Source organism: Paraburkholderia sp. BCC1876 (assembly GCF_902833695.1).
In the GTDB taxonomy this organism is placed as follows: Bacteria; Pseudomonadota; Gammaproteobacteria; order Burkholderiales; family Burkholderiaceae; genus Paraburkholderia.
The window spans coordinates 1,315,122-1,330,562 of the sequence record NZ_CADFGI010000001.1; the positions used below are offsets into that span (position 1 = coordinate 1,315,122).

Annotated in this window: 12 protein-coding genes; 11 read left to right on the top strand and 1 reads right to left on the bottom strand. The window is 64.8% G+C overall.

What is annotated here, in order from left to right; translation table 11 throughout:
• The first annotated feature begins 4 nt into the window (after window positions 1-4).
• The 10 genes from HWY05_RS05715 (at window position 5) to HWY05_RS05760 (ending at window position 12,387) form a co-directional block, all read left to right on the top strand.
• On the top strand, window positions 5-1,126 hold the full coding sequence (locus HWY05_RS05715) for an enolase C-terminal domain-like protein (protein WP_035559400.1): 1,122 nt from the start codon (window positions 5-7) through the stop codon (window positions 1,124-1,126).
• An 18-nt stretch (window positions 1,127-1,144) separates the two neighbouring features.
• Window positions 1,145-2,146, top strand: a complete 1,002-nt coding sequence (locus tag HWY05_RS05720; RefSeq protein WP_176057657.1) for a hypothetical protein — start codon at window positions 1,145-1,147, stop codon at window positions 2,144-2,146.
• Entirely contained in the window at window positions 2,143-2,808 is a 666-nt protein-coding gene (locus tag HWY05_RS05725) for a gluconate 2-dehydrogenase subunit 3 family protein (RefSeq protein ID WP_176057658.1), read from the top strand. Before HWY05_RS05720 ends, HWY05_RS05725 begins: the two co-directional genes overlap by 4 nt.
• A complete protein-coding gene (locus HWY05_RS05730; RefSeq protein ID WP_176057659.1) occupies window positions 2,798-4,441 on the top strand; it encodes a GMC family oxidoreductase in 1,644 nt (547 codons plus the stop codon). The genes HWY05_RS05725 and HWY05_RS05730 overlap by 11 nt, the downstream gene beginning before the upstream one ends.
• A 176-nt stretch (window positions 4,442-4,617) precedes the next feature.
• Window positions 4,618-5,520 carry an SDR family oxidoreductase gene (locus tag HWY05_RS05735; RefSeq protein ID WP_176057660.1) on the top strand — a complete coding sequence of 301 codons (903 nt, stop codon included), beginning with the start codon at window positions 4,618-4,620 and terminating at the stop codon, window positions 5,518-5,520.
• A gap of 15 nt (window positions 5,521-5,535) precedes the next feature.
• Window positions 5,536-6,828, top strand: coding sequence for a divalent metal cation transporter (locus HWY05_RS05740; protein ID WP_244146501.1), 1,293 nt, complete (start codon window positions 5,536-5,538; stop codon window positions 6,826-6,828).
• Window positions 6,829-7,514: 686 nt separating this feature from the next.
• Entirely contained in the window at window positions 7,515-8,045 is a 531-nt protein-coding gene (locus tag HWY05_RS05745; RefSeq protein ID WP_176057661.1) for a 2Fe-2S iron-sulfur cluster-binding protein, read from the top strand.
• A complete protein-coding gene (locus tag HWY05_RS05750) occupies window positions 8,045-9,031 on the top strand; it encodes a xanthine dehydrogenase family protein subunit M (RefSeq protein WP_176057662.1) in 987 nt (328 codons plus the stop codon). The genes HWY05_RS05745 and HWY05_RS05750 overlap by 1 nt, the downstream gene beginning before the upstream one ends.
• Window positions 9,031-11,346, top strand: a complete 2,316-nt coding sequence (locus HWY05_RS05755) for a xanthine dehydrogenase family protein molybdopterin-binding subunit (protein WP_208459076.1) — start codon at window positions 9,031-9,033, stop codon at window positions 11,344-11,346. The genes HWY05_RS05750 and HWY05_RS05755 overlap by 1 nt, the downstream gene beginning before the upstream one ends.
• Before the next feature lie 417 nt (window positions 11,347-11,763).
• On the top strand, window positions 11,764-12,387 hold the full coding sequence (locus tag HWY05_RS05760; RefSeq protein ID WP_035559424.1) for a LysE family translocator: 624 nt from the start codon (window positions 11,764-11,766) through the stop codon (window positions 12,385-12,387).
• A gap of 15 nt (window positions 12,388-12,402) precedes the next feature.
• Here HWY05_RS05760 and HWY05_RS05765 read toward each other — a convergent pair whose 3' ends face one another.
• On the bottom strand, window positions 12,403-13,818 hold the full coding sequence (locus tag HWY05_RS05765) for a PLP-dependent aminotransferase family protein (RefSeq protein ID WP_035559429.1): 1,416 nt from the start codon (window positions 13,816-13,818) through the stop codon (window positions 12,403-12,405).
• A gap of 233 nt (window positions 13,819-14,051) precedes the next feature.
• Here HWY05_RS05765 and HWY05_RS05770 point away from each other — a divergent pair, with 233 nt between their 5' ends.
• Window positions 14,052-15,380, top strand: a complete 1,329-nt coding sequence (locus HWY05_RS05770; RefSeq protein ID WP_176057663.1) for an aspartate aminotransferase family protein — start codon at window positions 14,052-14,054, stop codon at window positions 15,378-15,380.
• The last annotated feature ends 61 nt before the right edge of the window (window positions 15,381-15,441 follow it).

A 15,441-nucleotide genomic window follows, 5' to 3' on the forward strand; every position in this document is an offset into this window, starting at 1 on the left:
CGCCATGACGGATCGCATCGCATCGACCGGCGGGTCGCAAGCCATCGTGACGGCTTTGCGCGCGAGCGCCTACCGTATTCCGACCGACGCGCCAGAAGCGGACGGCACGTTCGCCTGGCATGCGACCACGCTGGTGGTCGTCGAAGTGGACGCCGCGGGACACACCGGCATCGGCTACACGTATAGCGACGCGAGCATCGTCGCGCTGATTCGCGACACGCTCGGCGAATGCGTGCTGCAGCACGACGCATGGGACATTCGCGCTATCTGGCAACAGATGCAGCGTCAGGTCCGCAACCTCGGCCGCGCGGGTCTGGCGGCCACGGCTATTTCGGCGGTCGACTGCGCGCTGTGGGATCTGAAGGCGAAACTGCTCGGCCTGCCGCTCGTGCGGCTGCTCGGCGCGGCGCGCGATACGGTGCCGATCTACGGCAGCGGCGGCTTCACCACCTACAGCGATAAACAGATGCGCGAGCAACTAGCCGGCTGGGTGGAGCGCGATGGTTGCCGCTGGGTGAAGATCAAGATCGGCAGCGAGCCGGAGAAAGATCCGGCACGGGTGGAAACGGCACGCGCGGCGATCGGCACAGCCGGGCTTTTTGTCGACGCGAATGGCGCCTTTACACCGCAGCCCGCTCTGCATTGGGCTCAACGATTCGCGGAGCAACGGGTCGAGTGGTTCGAAGAACCCGTTTCGTCGGACGATCCGGCGGGTCTGCATTTCGTGCGCGAGCATGCGCCAGCGGGGATGGAAATCGCCGCTGGAGAATATGGCTACACGCTCGACGATTTCCGGCAACTGCTTGCCGCCGGTTCCGTCGATGTCCTGCAGGCCGACGTGAGTCGCTGTGGCGGCGTCACCGGTTTCATGCAGGCCGCCGACCTCTGCGATGCCTTTCATGTGCCGCTATCGGCGCACTGCGCGCCCGCGTTGCATCTTCACGTCGCGTGCGCGGCGCCACGCCTGCGGCATCAGGAATGGTTTCACGATCACGTGCGCATCGAGTCGATGCTGTTCGACGGCGCGCCTCGGGCGGCCGGCGGCGTCATCGCCCCCGATCTGAGCCGTCCAGGCTGCGGCCTTGAATTCAAGGCTCGCGACGCCGCGTCCTACCGGATCGATTAGAAAAAGGAAGCCACTGAAATGACTTCTCAACGAGTGTCGGGGCTGATCTGCGCGGTGGCCGGCGCGGCTGCGGTGGCGGCGTTCGCGATGCGTTCCTCTGGACACGGCGAATCAGCACGAATTGCAACGAAGGAACCACGGCGCGGCGCACCTGGAAACACCCTGCGCGCGCAACGAACGCGGTCGGCAGCCAACATGGCGCCGGCTGTCGAAACGCACATCGAAACCTCCCGCACCTTCAATCACAGTTCCGCGCTGCTGGCGCTCTCCGTGCTCGCCGACAGCGCGATGGAGCACTATCGCGGCTCGTTCGACAACCCGGCGATGTATACGCCGCTAGTCTGCGCCACCCTGTCGCTATTGGCCGGCCTGCATGGCGGTCGCGACAGCCAGCAGCACTCCCATCAGGTACGTCACGCGATTTATCTGGGCGCCGCCGTCGCGGGTATCGCCGGTACCGGCTTCCATCTGTACAACATCACGAAACGCCCCGGCGGCTGGAGCTGGAACAACCTGTTTCATGCGGCGCCGGTCGGCGCGCCGATGGCCTTGCTACTTTCCGGCGCGCTGGGCGCCGTCGCCGAACAGTTGCGCGATGAACCGGCGCACGACCCGCAATTGCTCGGCATGCCGGCAGGCCGTGCGCTCGGCTTACTCGTCAGCGCGGGACTGATCGGCACGGCGGGCGAAGTCGCGCTACTGCATTTTCGCGGCGCGTTTCAACATCGCGCGATGTACGCGCCGGTCTGCGTGCCGCCGCTCGCCGCCGCCCTGCTCGCGCAGGCCGCCCTGAGCTCGCCACGCGAGCGCTGGCTGACGCGGCTGTGGTTGCGCGTCACCACGGCGCTCGGTTTTGTGGGCATGGGGTTCCACGCGCGCGGGATCGCGCGCCGTCAGGGCGGTTGGCGCAACTGGAGCCAGAACCTGTTCAGCGGTCCACCGTTGCCCGCGCCGCCGAGCTTTTCCGCGCTCGCGCTGGCCGGACTCGCAGCCTTGCGTCTGAGGGAGACCGAAACATGAGCGACACGAACAGGACACCGCGCGCCACCCGTTACCCCGGCTACGACGTGCTCGACAAACGCACGACCCCGTCATGGGACGACCCGACGCGCGACGTGATCGCGCAACGGCTGGCCACGCCCGCCGAGCCGCGCTTTTTCAACGCCGTCGAATGGCTCGCGGTGCGGGCCGTGTGCATCTGCATCGTGCCGCAAGCCGATGCGCAGCCCGTGGTGCCGCTTGCCGAACTGCTCGACGCGAAGCTGCACCAAAATACCGGCGACGGTTACCGCGACGTCCGCTTGCCTCCGCTTCAGCAGGCCTGGCGCACTGCCCTCGCCGCGCTCGACGCCGAGAGCCGCACGCGTCACGAATTGCCGTTCGGCAGCGTCGGAAAAACCGGCCAGATCGCACTGCTCGAAGCGATGCAACGGGGCGAACTCAAAAGTGACGCATGGTTCGGCATGCCCGCCGACCTGTTCTTTGCCGAACGTCTGCTGCACGACATCTGCAGCGCCTATTACTCGCATCCGCATGCATGGAGCGAAATGGGCTTTGGCGGCCCGGCCAATCCGCGCGGCTACGTGAGGATGGTGTTCGATCGGCGCGACCCGTGGGAGGCCGCTGAAGCGAAACCCGGCCACGAAGAAGAGACTCGCAAGGAGAACCGGCGTGCTCGATGAAGCCCAGCAGCATCCACGCGGCAAAAACGGGCGGGCGCCCGACGTCTTCGAACGCGGCGGCTGGGTGCCGATGCGCGAATATCCGAACGACGACGAGGTCGACTTCGCGATCGTCGGCACTGGCGCGGGCGGCGGCACGCTCGCCTGCCGGCTGGCGGAGCAAGGCTTCCGGGTCGTTGCGTTCGATGCGGGCGCATGGTGGCGTCCACTGGAAGAGTTCGCGTCAGACGAAACGCATCAGGCGAAGCTCTACTGGACCGACGAGCGCCTCTGCGACGGCGAGAATCCGCTCAGGCTCGGCAACAACAACAGCGGCAAGGCGGTCGGCGGTAGTACGGTGCACTTCGCGATGGTCTCGCTGCGCTTCCGGCCCGAGTGGTTCAAGTCGCGTAGCGTGCTGGGCTATGGCGCGGACTGGCCGCTCGACTGGCGCGACATGTGGCGCTACTACGCACAGGTCGAGGACGCATTGAAGATCTCGGGTCCGGTGAATTATCCGTGGGGACCGAAACGACCTCGCTACCCCTACCGCGCGCACGAATTGAATGCCGCGGCGCTCGTGCTCGCACGCGGCGCCGAAGCGCTCGGGATCGACTGGAGCGCCACCCCGTTGGCAACACTCTCGGCCCCACGCGGCAAAGCGCACCCTTGTGTGTATCGCGGCTTCTGCACCTCCGGCTGCGCGACCAACGCCAAACAGAGCGCTCTCGTCACATGGATTCCGCGCGCGGTGCGTGCCGGCGCGGAAATACGCGATCTGGCGATGGTCGGCCGTATCGTCACGAACGACGCGGGCCTCGCGACCGGCGTCGACTACCTGCGCGAAGGCCGCTGGCAGTTCCAGCGCGCGAAACATGTCGTGGTCGCCGGTTATGCAATCGAAACGCCGCGCCTCCTGCTGATGTCGGCAAACGGGCGCTTCCCGGACGGCCTCGCGAACAGTTCGGGCCTCGTCGGCAAGAACCTGATGGCGCAGTCGAATCAGGCGGTCTACGGCACCTTCGACGAAGAAATCCGCTGGTACAAAGGCCCCCCGTCGCTGGCGATCACGGAGCACTGGAATTACACCGATACCGGTAAGGACTTCTTCGGCGGCTACGCCTATATGAGCCAGGGACCGCTGCCCGCCGGCTGGGCCGGTGTGCAAAACGGCCGGGGACTGTGGGGCGACGCGTTAACGCGCGAGATGCACAGGTACAACCATCAGGCCGGCTTGAAGATTGTCGGCGAAACCCTGCCGCAGGAGCGCAACCGCGTCACGCTCGCGGACGAAAAGGATCAGTACGGTCTGCCGGTGGCGCGGGTGACCTACTCGCTGTGCGACAACGACAAGCGGTTGATCGCTCATTCACTGAACTTCATGGAGCAGGCACTCGGTGCGGCCGGCGGCCGCGAGATCTGGCGTGAAAACGACGACACCTGTCACCTGAACGGCACCGCACGCATGGGCGACGATCCATCGCGCAGCGTGGTCGACGCGGACTGCCGCAGCTGGGACATCCGCAATTTGTGGATTTGCGACGGCTCGGTGTTTCCGACGGTGGGCGGGGTGAATCCCTCGCTGACCATTCAGGCAATCGCGTGCCGGACTGCCGAGCGCATCGTCGAGCTGGCTGCACGGGGAGAACTGTAGAAGCACAGGTGGTCGCGCAGGCCGGTGAGCATCGGCAGACGTGCCGTCGACCGCGATCTGCGTCGCCGTCCTTCGCCCAGTTGCGCCTTGCCCTGGAATGTCCATTGCTCAATCATTTGATTCCACGGGCGCGCCGCTGGTAGACGTCTCGCCTAATCGATACAAGGAGTCCCGCAATGTCAGAGACCCGCGATCAGTTCACGATGCAAGACCCGACTAAACAGTACCCCCAGCCCCCGTTCGAGCGACAACCGCAGTCCGCGCCTGGCCTCGCGCGACAGATGACGCCCAGGCCCGATCATGGCGAAACCAGCTACAAGGGCTTCGGCAGACTGGTCGGCCGGCGCGCACTGATTACCGGCGCGGACAGCGGGATCGGCCGCGCGGTCGCCATCGCGTTCGCCCGTGAAGGCGCCGACGTCGCGCTGAACTACCTGCCGGGCGAAGAGGCGGACGCGCGCGAAGTCGTCAAGCTGGTCGAGGCCGCGGGCCGCAAGGCCATCGCGCTACCCGGCGATGTAAGCGAAGAAGCCTTCTGCACGCAATTAGTGGATCAGGCGATCGAACGGCTAGGCGGGCTCGATATTCTCGTGAATGTCGCGGGCAAACAGACTTACGTCGACGAAATCGCCGATCTGTCGACGCAGCAGTTCGAAGCGACCTTCCGAACCAATGTCTTCGCGATGTTCTGGCTATGTAAAGCGGCCCTGCCGCATCTGCCGCCCGGCGCGACGATCATCAATACGACGTCGATCCAGAGCTATCAGCCCAGTCCCGGACTGCTCGATTACGCGTCGACCAAAGCGGCCATCACCGCGTTCACCCACGCACTGGCGAAGCAGGTCGTCGGCAAAGGAGTCCGCGTGAATGCCGTGGCGCCTGGGCCGGTATGGACGCCGCTGCAGCCGAGCGGCGGTCAACCGCAGGAAAAAGTCGAGAAATTCGGCTCGGAGGTGCCGATGAAGCGTCCGGGACAGCCCGCCGAACTCGCGCCGGTCTATGTGCTGCTCGCGTCGCAGGAGTCGAGCTTCGTGACCGGCGAGGTGTACGGTGTGACGGGCGGTAATCACCTGACCTGACGCACCCGCAGAACCATGTCCTTCGTCGGCGAACAGGCGCGGACCACGGATGCGCGCGACGCACTGCCCGCGCATTCGTGGGCAATGCATGTCGGCCCAGGGCTGATTTCGACCGCAACCGACAACGACCCGAGCGGAGTCGTGACGTATTCGCTGGCCGGCGCGCAATTCGGTTACGACATGCTGTGGATGTGCGCGCTGTCCTATCCATCGATGGTGGCATTCCAGCTCGTCGCGTCGAGAATCGCGGCGCAGACGGGTAAGGGCTTGACGGTGAACATGCGCGAGCATTACTCGCGTCTGCTTTTCTATCTCGCGGTTGCGCGCTTTCTCGTCGCCAACGTGTTCAACATCGCGGCCGATGTCGTCGCGATGGGGGTCGGCGCGCAACTCCTGTGGCACGGTTCAGTTCCGCTATTCGCCGCCGCTTTCGGCGTTCTGTCGATCGCGCTCCAGTGGTTTGTGCCGTACGCACGCTATGCGCGGATTCTGAAGTGGCTGGCTGCGTGCCTGTTCGCCTACGTCGGCGTCACGCTGATCGGCCATACGTCATGGCAGACGCTCGCTTTCAACGCCTTCGTGCCGCACATCACATGGCGCGGCGACTACTTCACCATGCTGCTGGCCGTGCTGGGCACGACGATCAGCCCGTATCTTCTGTTCTCTCAGGCCGAGCAGCAGATTGAAGGAAATCGACCTCGAGCAGCGGGTGCGGATCGCGCCACGAGCAACCGGCAGTTGAAAAAAGTGCGCGGCGATACCCTGATCAGAACGGTGCTGTCGAACGCGGTCGGGTTGTTTATCATGGCCGCGGCCGCGTCGACGCTTCACGCAAGCGGACACGGCCTCGCCAACGCCTACGACGCCGCAAGCGTACTTCGGCCGCTCGCCGGCGGATATGCATCGCACGTGCTGGGATTGGCGTTCATCGGCACCGCCCTGCTCGCGCTGCCCCCGCTCGCCGGATCGGCCGCCAATGCTGCGGTCAGCGCGCGGGACCGGCTCCCAGGCAAACAGCACAATCGGCCGGTGGCGCGCGCACTTCTCGTTGTCATGGCGCTCGGCGTGTCGATCGGGGTCGGCCTGACACTCATGCACGTCGAGCCGATCCGGGCGCTCTACTGGAGCGCCGTGCTCAACGGCTCGACCGCTACGCCCGTGATGGTGATGCTCGTGTTGCTGAGCATGAAACGCTCCGCGGTGGGCGATCTCAACACCCATTGGACCTTGCGCGCGCTGTGCTGGTTGGCCACGCTGTTCGCGGGCGCGGCACTCGCAGCCGAGTTTGCCTGCAAGTGGCTTTTTTGAGCGCTGCGGGTCGCAGCGCTATCGAACGACGCAGCGGCTCAGACCGGCGCGGCGCTCGCCCGCAGGCACTCGTGTTACAGGCGCGATTGAATCCTGTCGAACCGCGCGGAGGGCAAGCTGGAGGGTCTTGTTTGATCAGCTACCCAACGGGGAGAGTCGAAGGCCAGTTCCGGGCGCGGGTACAACAGTTGCGACGAGGATATGAGGGCGATCGTCGATCTGGTGACGGCATCGTCGGCGGCAAGCCGCACAATCGCATCGCGCATGTCGCCCCTATCCAACCACAAGGTCTAATAGTGTCATGGCCACTCCCCCCGACAGCGGCGCCCCGGCCGGTATTCGCAAGATTTGCGCAAAACGTCGGCTGGCGCCTACCGCGGAACGATATGGGTCAATTCAGCACTTGATCCGAAGTGCGCTGTTGCATCGGCAGACATTAGCCTTCATCGCGTGGGTTTCGGTTGGGACGGGCACGATATTTCTTGTGCTTTCACTTCGGGCGATCGCTTTGTGCGCGTTTCTAGTCGGCGCCTGCTGCGCGTACGCTGGGCGGCGACCGCCGCCCTGAATCGCCGGTTGGTGGACAGACGCCAAGCTCGTGGAACGCCGCTTGCGACAACGCGCTGAGGTCACGGCGATGCCGGAGCATCGCGACAGGTCAACGCGAATTCAATGGGAGTGCAACCATGCATTTCGTCATCAACGGCTGCGAGGCCGAGCTGGACTTCGACCCGAGGACATCGCTGCTCGATCTGCTGCGGGAACACCGTCACCTGTTCGGCGCGAAAAAGGGCTGTGATCAGGGAGCATGCGGCGCCTGCACTGTGCTGGTGGACGGCACCCGCATCAACAGTTGCCTCGCGCTCGCGGTGCAGTACCAGGATTGCGCAATCACCACCATCGAGGGGCTGGGCGGACCAGACAAACTTCATCCTCTGCAAGCCGCTTTCGTCGAGCACGACGGCTTCCAGTGCGGCTACTGTACCCCCGGCCAGATCTGCTCGGCGCTCGGCATGGTCGAAGAACTGAAGCGCGGCGTGCCGAGCTATGTCAGCGCGGACGTGAGCGCGGCAGGTTTCGAACTCACGGACGATGAATTGCGCGAACGAATGAGCGGCAACCTGTGCCGCTGCGGCGCCTACAACGGCATCGTCGACGCGATCCATGACACGTTCGGCGCGGACGGCGCCGAGCCCGCCAGGCGCGAGGCCGCCTGATGAATCCCTTTACCTACAAACGCGCGTCCGATCCGCAGACGGCGCTAACGCTCGGCGTCCAGCCGGGCGCCAAATACCTGGGCGGGGGCACCAACCTCGTCGACCTGATGCGCGAGACCATCGAGCATCCCATCGTGCTCGTCGACGTTACGCGTCTCTCGTGCGCAATCGATGAGACCGCCGAAGGCAATCTGCGAATCGGCGCCGGGGTCAAGAACACCGCAGCGGCGGCCGACCGGCGCGTGCGGGAGCGCTATCCGATGCTGTCCGAGGCGATCCTCGCCGGCGCTTCCGCGCAGATCCGCAATATGGCGACCGTGGGCGGCAACCTGCTGCAGCGCACGCGCTGCGGCTACTTCTACGACGACGCGGCGCACTGCAACAAACGCGTGCCCGGCGCGGGCTGCGATGCCGTCGATGGTTTCAACCGCATGCACGCCATTCTTGGCGCTTCGCCCGCCTGTGTCGCCACCCACCCTTCCGATATGGCCGTGGCGCTGGCTGCGCTGGATGCGGTGGTCACGGTGGAAGGTCGCAACGGCAAACGCGAGATTCCGTTGATCGATTTTCATGTGCTGCCCGGCGAAACGCCTCACATCGAGACCGTGCTGGAGGCCGGCGAATTGATCACTGCGGTGACGCTGCCGCCTGCCATGACGGGTCGTTCCATCTATCGCAAGGTACGCGACCGCGCCTCCTATGCGTTCGCGTTGATCTCGGTCGCCGTGGTTCTGCAAGTGCAGGACAGCGTCGTGAAAGACGTGCGGATCGCTCTGGGCGGCGTCGCTCACAAACCGTGGCGCGCCAGCGCGGCCGAAGCGGCCGTCAAGGGCGGCCCGGCGACCGAAGCGGCGTTTCACGCGGCGGTGCAAACCGAACTCGCTTCCGCGCGCGGTCTGCGCGACAACGCCTTCAAGATTGAACTCGCGCAGCGCGTGATCGTCGACACACTGGTCCGCCTGACCGCTCTGCAGGAGACACACTGATGCCTATCCTCAAGGATGCCATGCAGGCGGTGATGAAAAAGGCCATTGCCCTCGCCCCTGACCGCTTTATCCCCGGCGGCGAGCCCGATCCGCTGATTCTCCACAAGCACGGCCTGATCGGCGCTTCCGTGAGCCGCATCGACGGACCGTTGAAGGTTTCCGGCCTGGCGACTTTCGCGGCCGAATTTCCGCTCGATGGCATGACTTACGCGGCGCTGAAGTATTCGACTATTGCGCGCGGCCGCATTGTCGACTTCGACACCGCCGCCGCCGAGGCCGCGCCAGGCGTCGTCCTGGTGATGACCTACCGCAACGCGCCTCGCCTGAAACCCATGCCGGCGTTCATGACGCAGCCCAAGGCCGCGGGCGGCGACGATCTGCCGGTCATGCAGGATGAGCAGATTCACTGGAATGGCCAGCCGGTCGCGCTGGTGCTGGCCGAGACCCAGGAGCAGGCGGACCATGCGCAATCGCTGATCGGGATCACGTATGAGGCGCAAAGCGATGCGGTGACGTCGCTCACTGCGGCCAAGGCGAAAGGCTCGGAACCCGGCGTGTTCCAGGGCGAGCCGTTGAAGCTCGAGATCAACGAAGCGGAGGCCATGCTGGCTGCGGCGCCCTACAAGATCGATGCCCACTACACGACCCCGCGTCACAATCACAATCCCATCGAACTGCATGCGGCGACGCTCACCTGGCAGGGTGACACGCTGCGGATTCACGACACCGTGCAGGCAGTCGCTCACGAAGCATGGACCCTCGCACACGTGTTCGGCATCGACGAGAAAAAAGTGCACGTCACGTCGCCGTATGTGGGCGGCGGCTTCGGTTCGAAAACGGTGTGGCAACACCAGGTGCTGGCCGCCGCAGCAGCGAAGCTGGCACAGCGGCCCGTGCGGATCATGCTGTCCCGCGAAGGGGTGTTCCGCCTCGTGGGCGGCCGCACGCTCACCGAACAGCGAGTTGCGCTGGGCGCCCAGGCCGACGGCACGCTGGACGCGCTGATCCACACCGGCACGGTCGCCATGACGCCCCACAACAACATGCCGGAACCGTTCATTCTGCCGGCAAAAAGCGCCTACGCGTCGCGCAGCTTTTTGCTCGACGTCGAGACCGTCAAGATGCACATGACGGCCAATACTTTCATGCGAGCGCCCGGCGAGGCAGTCGGTACGTTCGGCCTGGAGTCCGGCGTCGACGAACTCGCGCACGCCATGGGCATGGACCCGATCGAATTGCGGATCGCGAACGAGCCGGACAAGGATCCGACGAGCGGGCTGCCGTTCTCTCAACGTGGCATTGTCGAGGCCTGGAAGGTGGGACGCGAGCGCTTCGGCTGGCAGGCGCGCGTCGCGCCGGGCGCACGGCGCGACGACGACTGGCTGGTCGGCATGGGCTGCGCCACGGGCACCTATCCGTATTACCGGATGCCGGGCGGCGCAGCACGTATCACGCTGACCGATACAGGGCGCGCCACCGTCAGCATCGCCGCGCACGAGATGGGCATGGGCACGTCGACCGCTCAGACTCAGATCGTTGCCGAGCGGCTCGGCCTGGGCATGGACGCCATCGATTTCAAATACGCCGACTCCACGTTACCAGGGGTGGTGCTGGCGGGCGGCTCGCAGCAGACGGCCGCGATCGGCGCTGCCGTGATCGCGGCTCATCACAAGCTCGTCAGAAAACTGCTCCAGTTCGCCGGCAACAACTCGCCCCTTTCCGGGCTTTTACCCGACGAAGTGGGCGGCCGCGACGGCGGTCTCTGTGCGCTGGCAGACGAGAACCGCTTCGAGACCTACGCCGCCTTGCTGGCCCGCGCCAGACAAACGGAAGTGACGGTCGAGGCTGACGCGCCGATGCCCTTCGAGTTACAACACTGGTCCATGCACAGCCATAGCGCGCTGTTCTGCGAGGTGCGGGTGAACGCCGTGACCGGCGAGATTCGCGTAAGCCGCTTTCTCGGCTCGTTCGACTGCGGCCGGATCATCAACGCCAAGACCGCAGCCAGCCAGTTTCGCGGCGGCATCATCATGGGCCTTGGCCTTGCGCTGATGGAGGAAAGCGAGTTCGACGAGAGAACGGGCCGCATCATGAATCCGTCGCTCGCCGACTATCACGTGCCGGTGCATCTGGACGTGCCGAAGATCGACATCATCTGGAACGATGACGCCGATCCTCACACGCCGATGGGCGCACGCGGCGTGGGCGAAATCGGTATTACCGGCGTGGGAGCGGCCGTGGCGAACGCGGTCTTCAACGCAACGGGCAAGCGCATTCGCGATCTGCCCATTACGTTGGACAAGGTCATCCGCTAAAGCGGGAATCGCTGCGGCCGTCCGGGGTGAACGAGGCAGAAATGAATCTCCCTCGTTGACGCCTAATGACGCTTAAGCGCCTCGAAATAATAGTCGTCGTCGACGCGGTGATCCCAGCGATCGACGGCGCCTCCTATCGACAAAGGCGGTTCGCGGTGGTCGGATTGCTCCTGCCAGGAAGTCAATGTTAGCTGCTCGATACGTCGCAACGTCTTATCGGTCTATTATTGGCGAAAATCTCAACAATACAGTCGTTTTACGGTCATGGATGTGATCCGAGCCGGCTGTCGTCATGCGCCCGTACCGGACACCATCTCGCAAACCGTATAGGTACTGTACCGGCAACCCTCTTTAGAATGCTTCGACGTCCTATTGCTAGTTCTATTCCAGTTCTATCGCCAGACACCGGAGCACGCCATGTTTTACCTCAGCCTCAGCGCCCTGCCAGCCGGCATTCTGTTCGCGCTCGTCACCAGCATCACGCCCGGTCCGAACAACACGATGCTGCTCGCCTCGGGCGTCAACTTCGGTTTTCGCCGCACGTTGCCGCATCTGTCCGGTATCAGCCTCGGCGTCGTGCTGTTGATGCTGTCGGTGGGCATTGGCCTCGGTGAAGCCTTCGTCCATTTCCCGGTGCTGTACACGGTGCTCGAAGTGGCGAGCGTTGCCTATCTGCTGTATCTGGCGTGGAAGATCGGCACGTCGGGCGAATTGAAGCTCAAGAAAGGCGAACGCCGGCCCATGAAATTTCATGAAGCCATCGCGTTCCAGTGGGTCAATCCGAAGGCATGGATGATGGTGCTGACCGCCGCCACGACCATTCATCTCAGCGAGAGCTACAGCATGAATGCGGTCGCGATGGCCGCGATCTTCTACGTGATCGGTTTTCCGTGCATCTGCTTGTGGGCAGGGTTCGGCACGGCGATGCGCAAGGTGTTGTCGGACCCGAAGCGCCTGCGTATTTTCAATGTCGCGATGGCGCTGTTGCTGGTGCTGTCGTTGTATCCGATTGCGTTGAAGCTGCTCGGCCACGCGGGTTGAGCAGCGCAATAGCGACTACACCGCGCCTCGGCCGACCCGCTCGATAAACCGCCACAACGCGTCGTCCGTCGAGTAAGGCGCGTTGAAGCGGAACCATGCGCTCGGCGCATCGTCGGGCCTGAAGTACGAGCCCGGCGCAAGCCAGATTCCATGCGCGAGCGCCGCCGTCGCCACCTCGCCGGCACGCTCGGGTTCGATCGGCAGACGCGCCCACAGAAACAAGCCGGCACGCGGCCGGTGGAACAGTTCCAAACCCAGCGAATCGAGCCGCTCTTCGACGGTGGCATGCACGAGCTTCAGCCGCTCGTTCACGGCCTCCACGTGACGCGCATAGCGCCCTTCGAGCAGCACCTTGTCGACGATCCGTTCGATCGCTTCCGACGACGTCAACCCCACCGCCATCTTCGTGCGCGCCAGTTCGCGCAACACCGCGCGCTCGGCGACCACGTAGCCGCAGCGCAGCCCCGGCGTCACCGTCTTCGAAAAACCGCCCACGTACAGCACGCGCTGCAAGCCTTCCATCGCCGCGAAAAGCGGTGCGCCGGACGGCGCCAGTTCACGGCTCACGTCGTCTTCGATCACCCACATGCGCTGACGCTCGGCGATCTGCAGCAGACGGAACGCGGCCGACATGCCGAAGGTCGCGCCGGTCGGATTCTGCAGCGTCGTGTTGACGAAGATCGCCTTCGGCTTGTGCTGCGCGACCAGCGCTTCGAGCACGTCGGTATCGACGCCCGCCGGCGTGCGCGGCACGCCATGCACGACCAGCCCCGCGAGCTTGAGGATCTGCAGCAGATTGCAATACCCCGGATCTTCGACGATCACGGCATCGCCCGCGCGCAGCAACGTGCGCACGATCAGATCCAATCCCTGAGTCGCGCCCTGCGTGAGCAGCACGTTGGAGACGTCCACCGGCAAACCGCGCCGATCGAGCTGCTCGGCGATCCGCTCGCGCAGCGGCGCGAATCCGTACGGATGCCCGTAATCGCCGAGCCGCGCCGCCGGCACCCGGCTCATCGCACGCAATGCATGCTGCAGACCGGTTTCGTTGATCCACTCGTTCGGCAGCCAGCCGCCGCCCGCCTTGATCGGCACCGAATGGTCGGCGAACACGTCGGACAGCAGCCAGGTCGCGGTGAGGCTCGGCGGCTGCCAGTCGGTCGCGGCGACTCGCGCGGACTGCGCGCGCGCCGCCACCCGGTAGCCGGAACCGCGCCGCGCGACCACCAGCCCCATCGACACCAGACGGTTGTATGCTTCAGTCACTGTGAAGGTGCTCAGCTCATGGCTCTGCGCCAGTTGCCGCACCGACGGCAGCAGTGCGCCCGCGCGCAGCGATTGCCCCTCGATGGCGCGCGTGAAGCCTTGCACCACCTGCTCGACGAGCGTGGGCGCGGCGCGCCGGTCGCGCTCGAGTTGAAGTTCGATCATGGTCAGGACGCAAAAGCACGCCGCAAAAGGCGGCGAAACAGGGATGAAATGCGTTGGATCGAAGCCTGCGAAAGCCTCCCATCCAGCGACACAGTTAGCACAGTTAGCGCAAACCTACCAATACAGTTAGCGTCACACTGCGTCAACTGTTTATGCCGCCATTAAACCGCGGACGCTACAGTTTCGCCATGCCCCAAAGGACGCCCTTGGGGACCCACTTCGAGGAGATACCCATGACTTCGCGCCCCGTCATCGACGACCTGTCGTCCTTCTGGATGCCCTTCACCGCCAACCGCCAGTTCAAGGCCGCGCCGCGCCTGCTGGAATCGGCCAAGGGCATGTACTACCGCACCACGGACGGCCGCGAAGTGCTCGACGGTTGCGCCGGTCTCTGGTGTGTGAACGCCGGCCACGGCCGTGACGAGATCGTGGCCGCGATCACCGAGCAGCTCTCCACGCTCGATTTCGCGCCGACCTTCCAGATGGGCCACCCGCTCGCGTTCGAAGCCGCCACCAAGGTCGCCGAACTGATGCCGGAAGGCCTCGACCGCATCTTCTTCACGAACTCGGGTTCCGAATCCGTCGACACGGCGCTGAAGATCGCCCTCGCCTATCACCGTTCGCGCGGCGAAGGCCAGCGCACCCGCCTGATCGGCCGCGAGCGCGGCTATCACGGCGTGGGCTTCGGCGGCATTTCGGTCGGCGGTATCGCGCCGAATCGCAAGACCTTCTCCGGCGCGCTGCTGCCGGCGGTGGATCATCTGCCGCACACGCATAACCTCGAACACAACGCGTTCACGAAGGGCCAGCCGGCGTGGGGCGCGCATCTCGCCGACGAACTCGAACGGATCGTCACGCTGCATGACGCGTCGACCATTGCGGCCGTGATCGTCGAGCCGGTGGCTGGTTCCACGGGCGTGCTGATTCCGCCGCAAGGCTATCTGCAGAAGCTGCGCGAGATCTGCACGAAGCACGGCATCCTGCTGATTTTCGACGAAGTGATTACCGCCTTCGGCCGGATCGGCAAGGCGACGGCCAGCGAGTATTTCGGTGTGACGCCGGACCTGATCACGATGGCCAAGGCCATCAATAACGCCGCGATTCCCATGGGCGCCGTGGCGGCCAGCCGCACGGTCCACGACACGATCGTCAACGGCGGCGCGCAAGGCGCGATCGAACTGTTCCACGGCTACACGTATTCGGCTCACCCGGCAGCGGCCGCGGCGGCCGTCGCCACGCTCGATCTGTATCGCCGCGAAGGCCTGTTCGAACGCGCCGGCAAGCTCGCGCCGACGTTCGAAGCCGCCGCTCACTCGCTGCGCAACGCGAAGCATGTGAAGGACGTGCGCAACCTCGGCATGATCGCGGGCGTGGAGCTGGAATCGCGTGACGGCGCGCCGGGCGCGCGGGCTTACGAGGCGTTCGTCAAATGCTTCGAAGCGGGCGTGCTGGTGCGCTTTACCGGCGACATCCTGGCGTTTTCGCCGCCGCTCATCATTGACGAAGAGCAGATCGCGCACCTCTTCAAGACGGTGGGCGACGTGCTGGCGACGGTGCAGTAAAGACAGGGCAGTAAAGCAGAAAAGGCGGCGCCGTCCTCGGCGCCGCCTTTCATTTATCGCC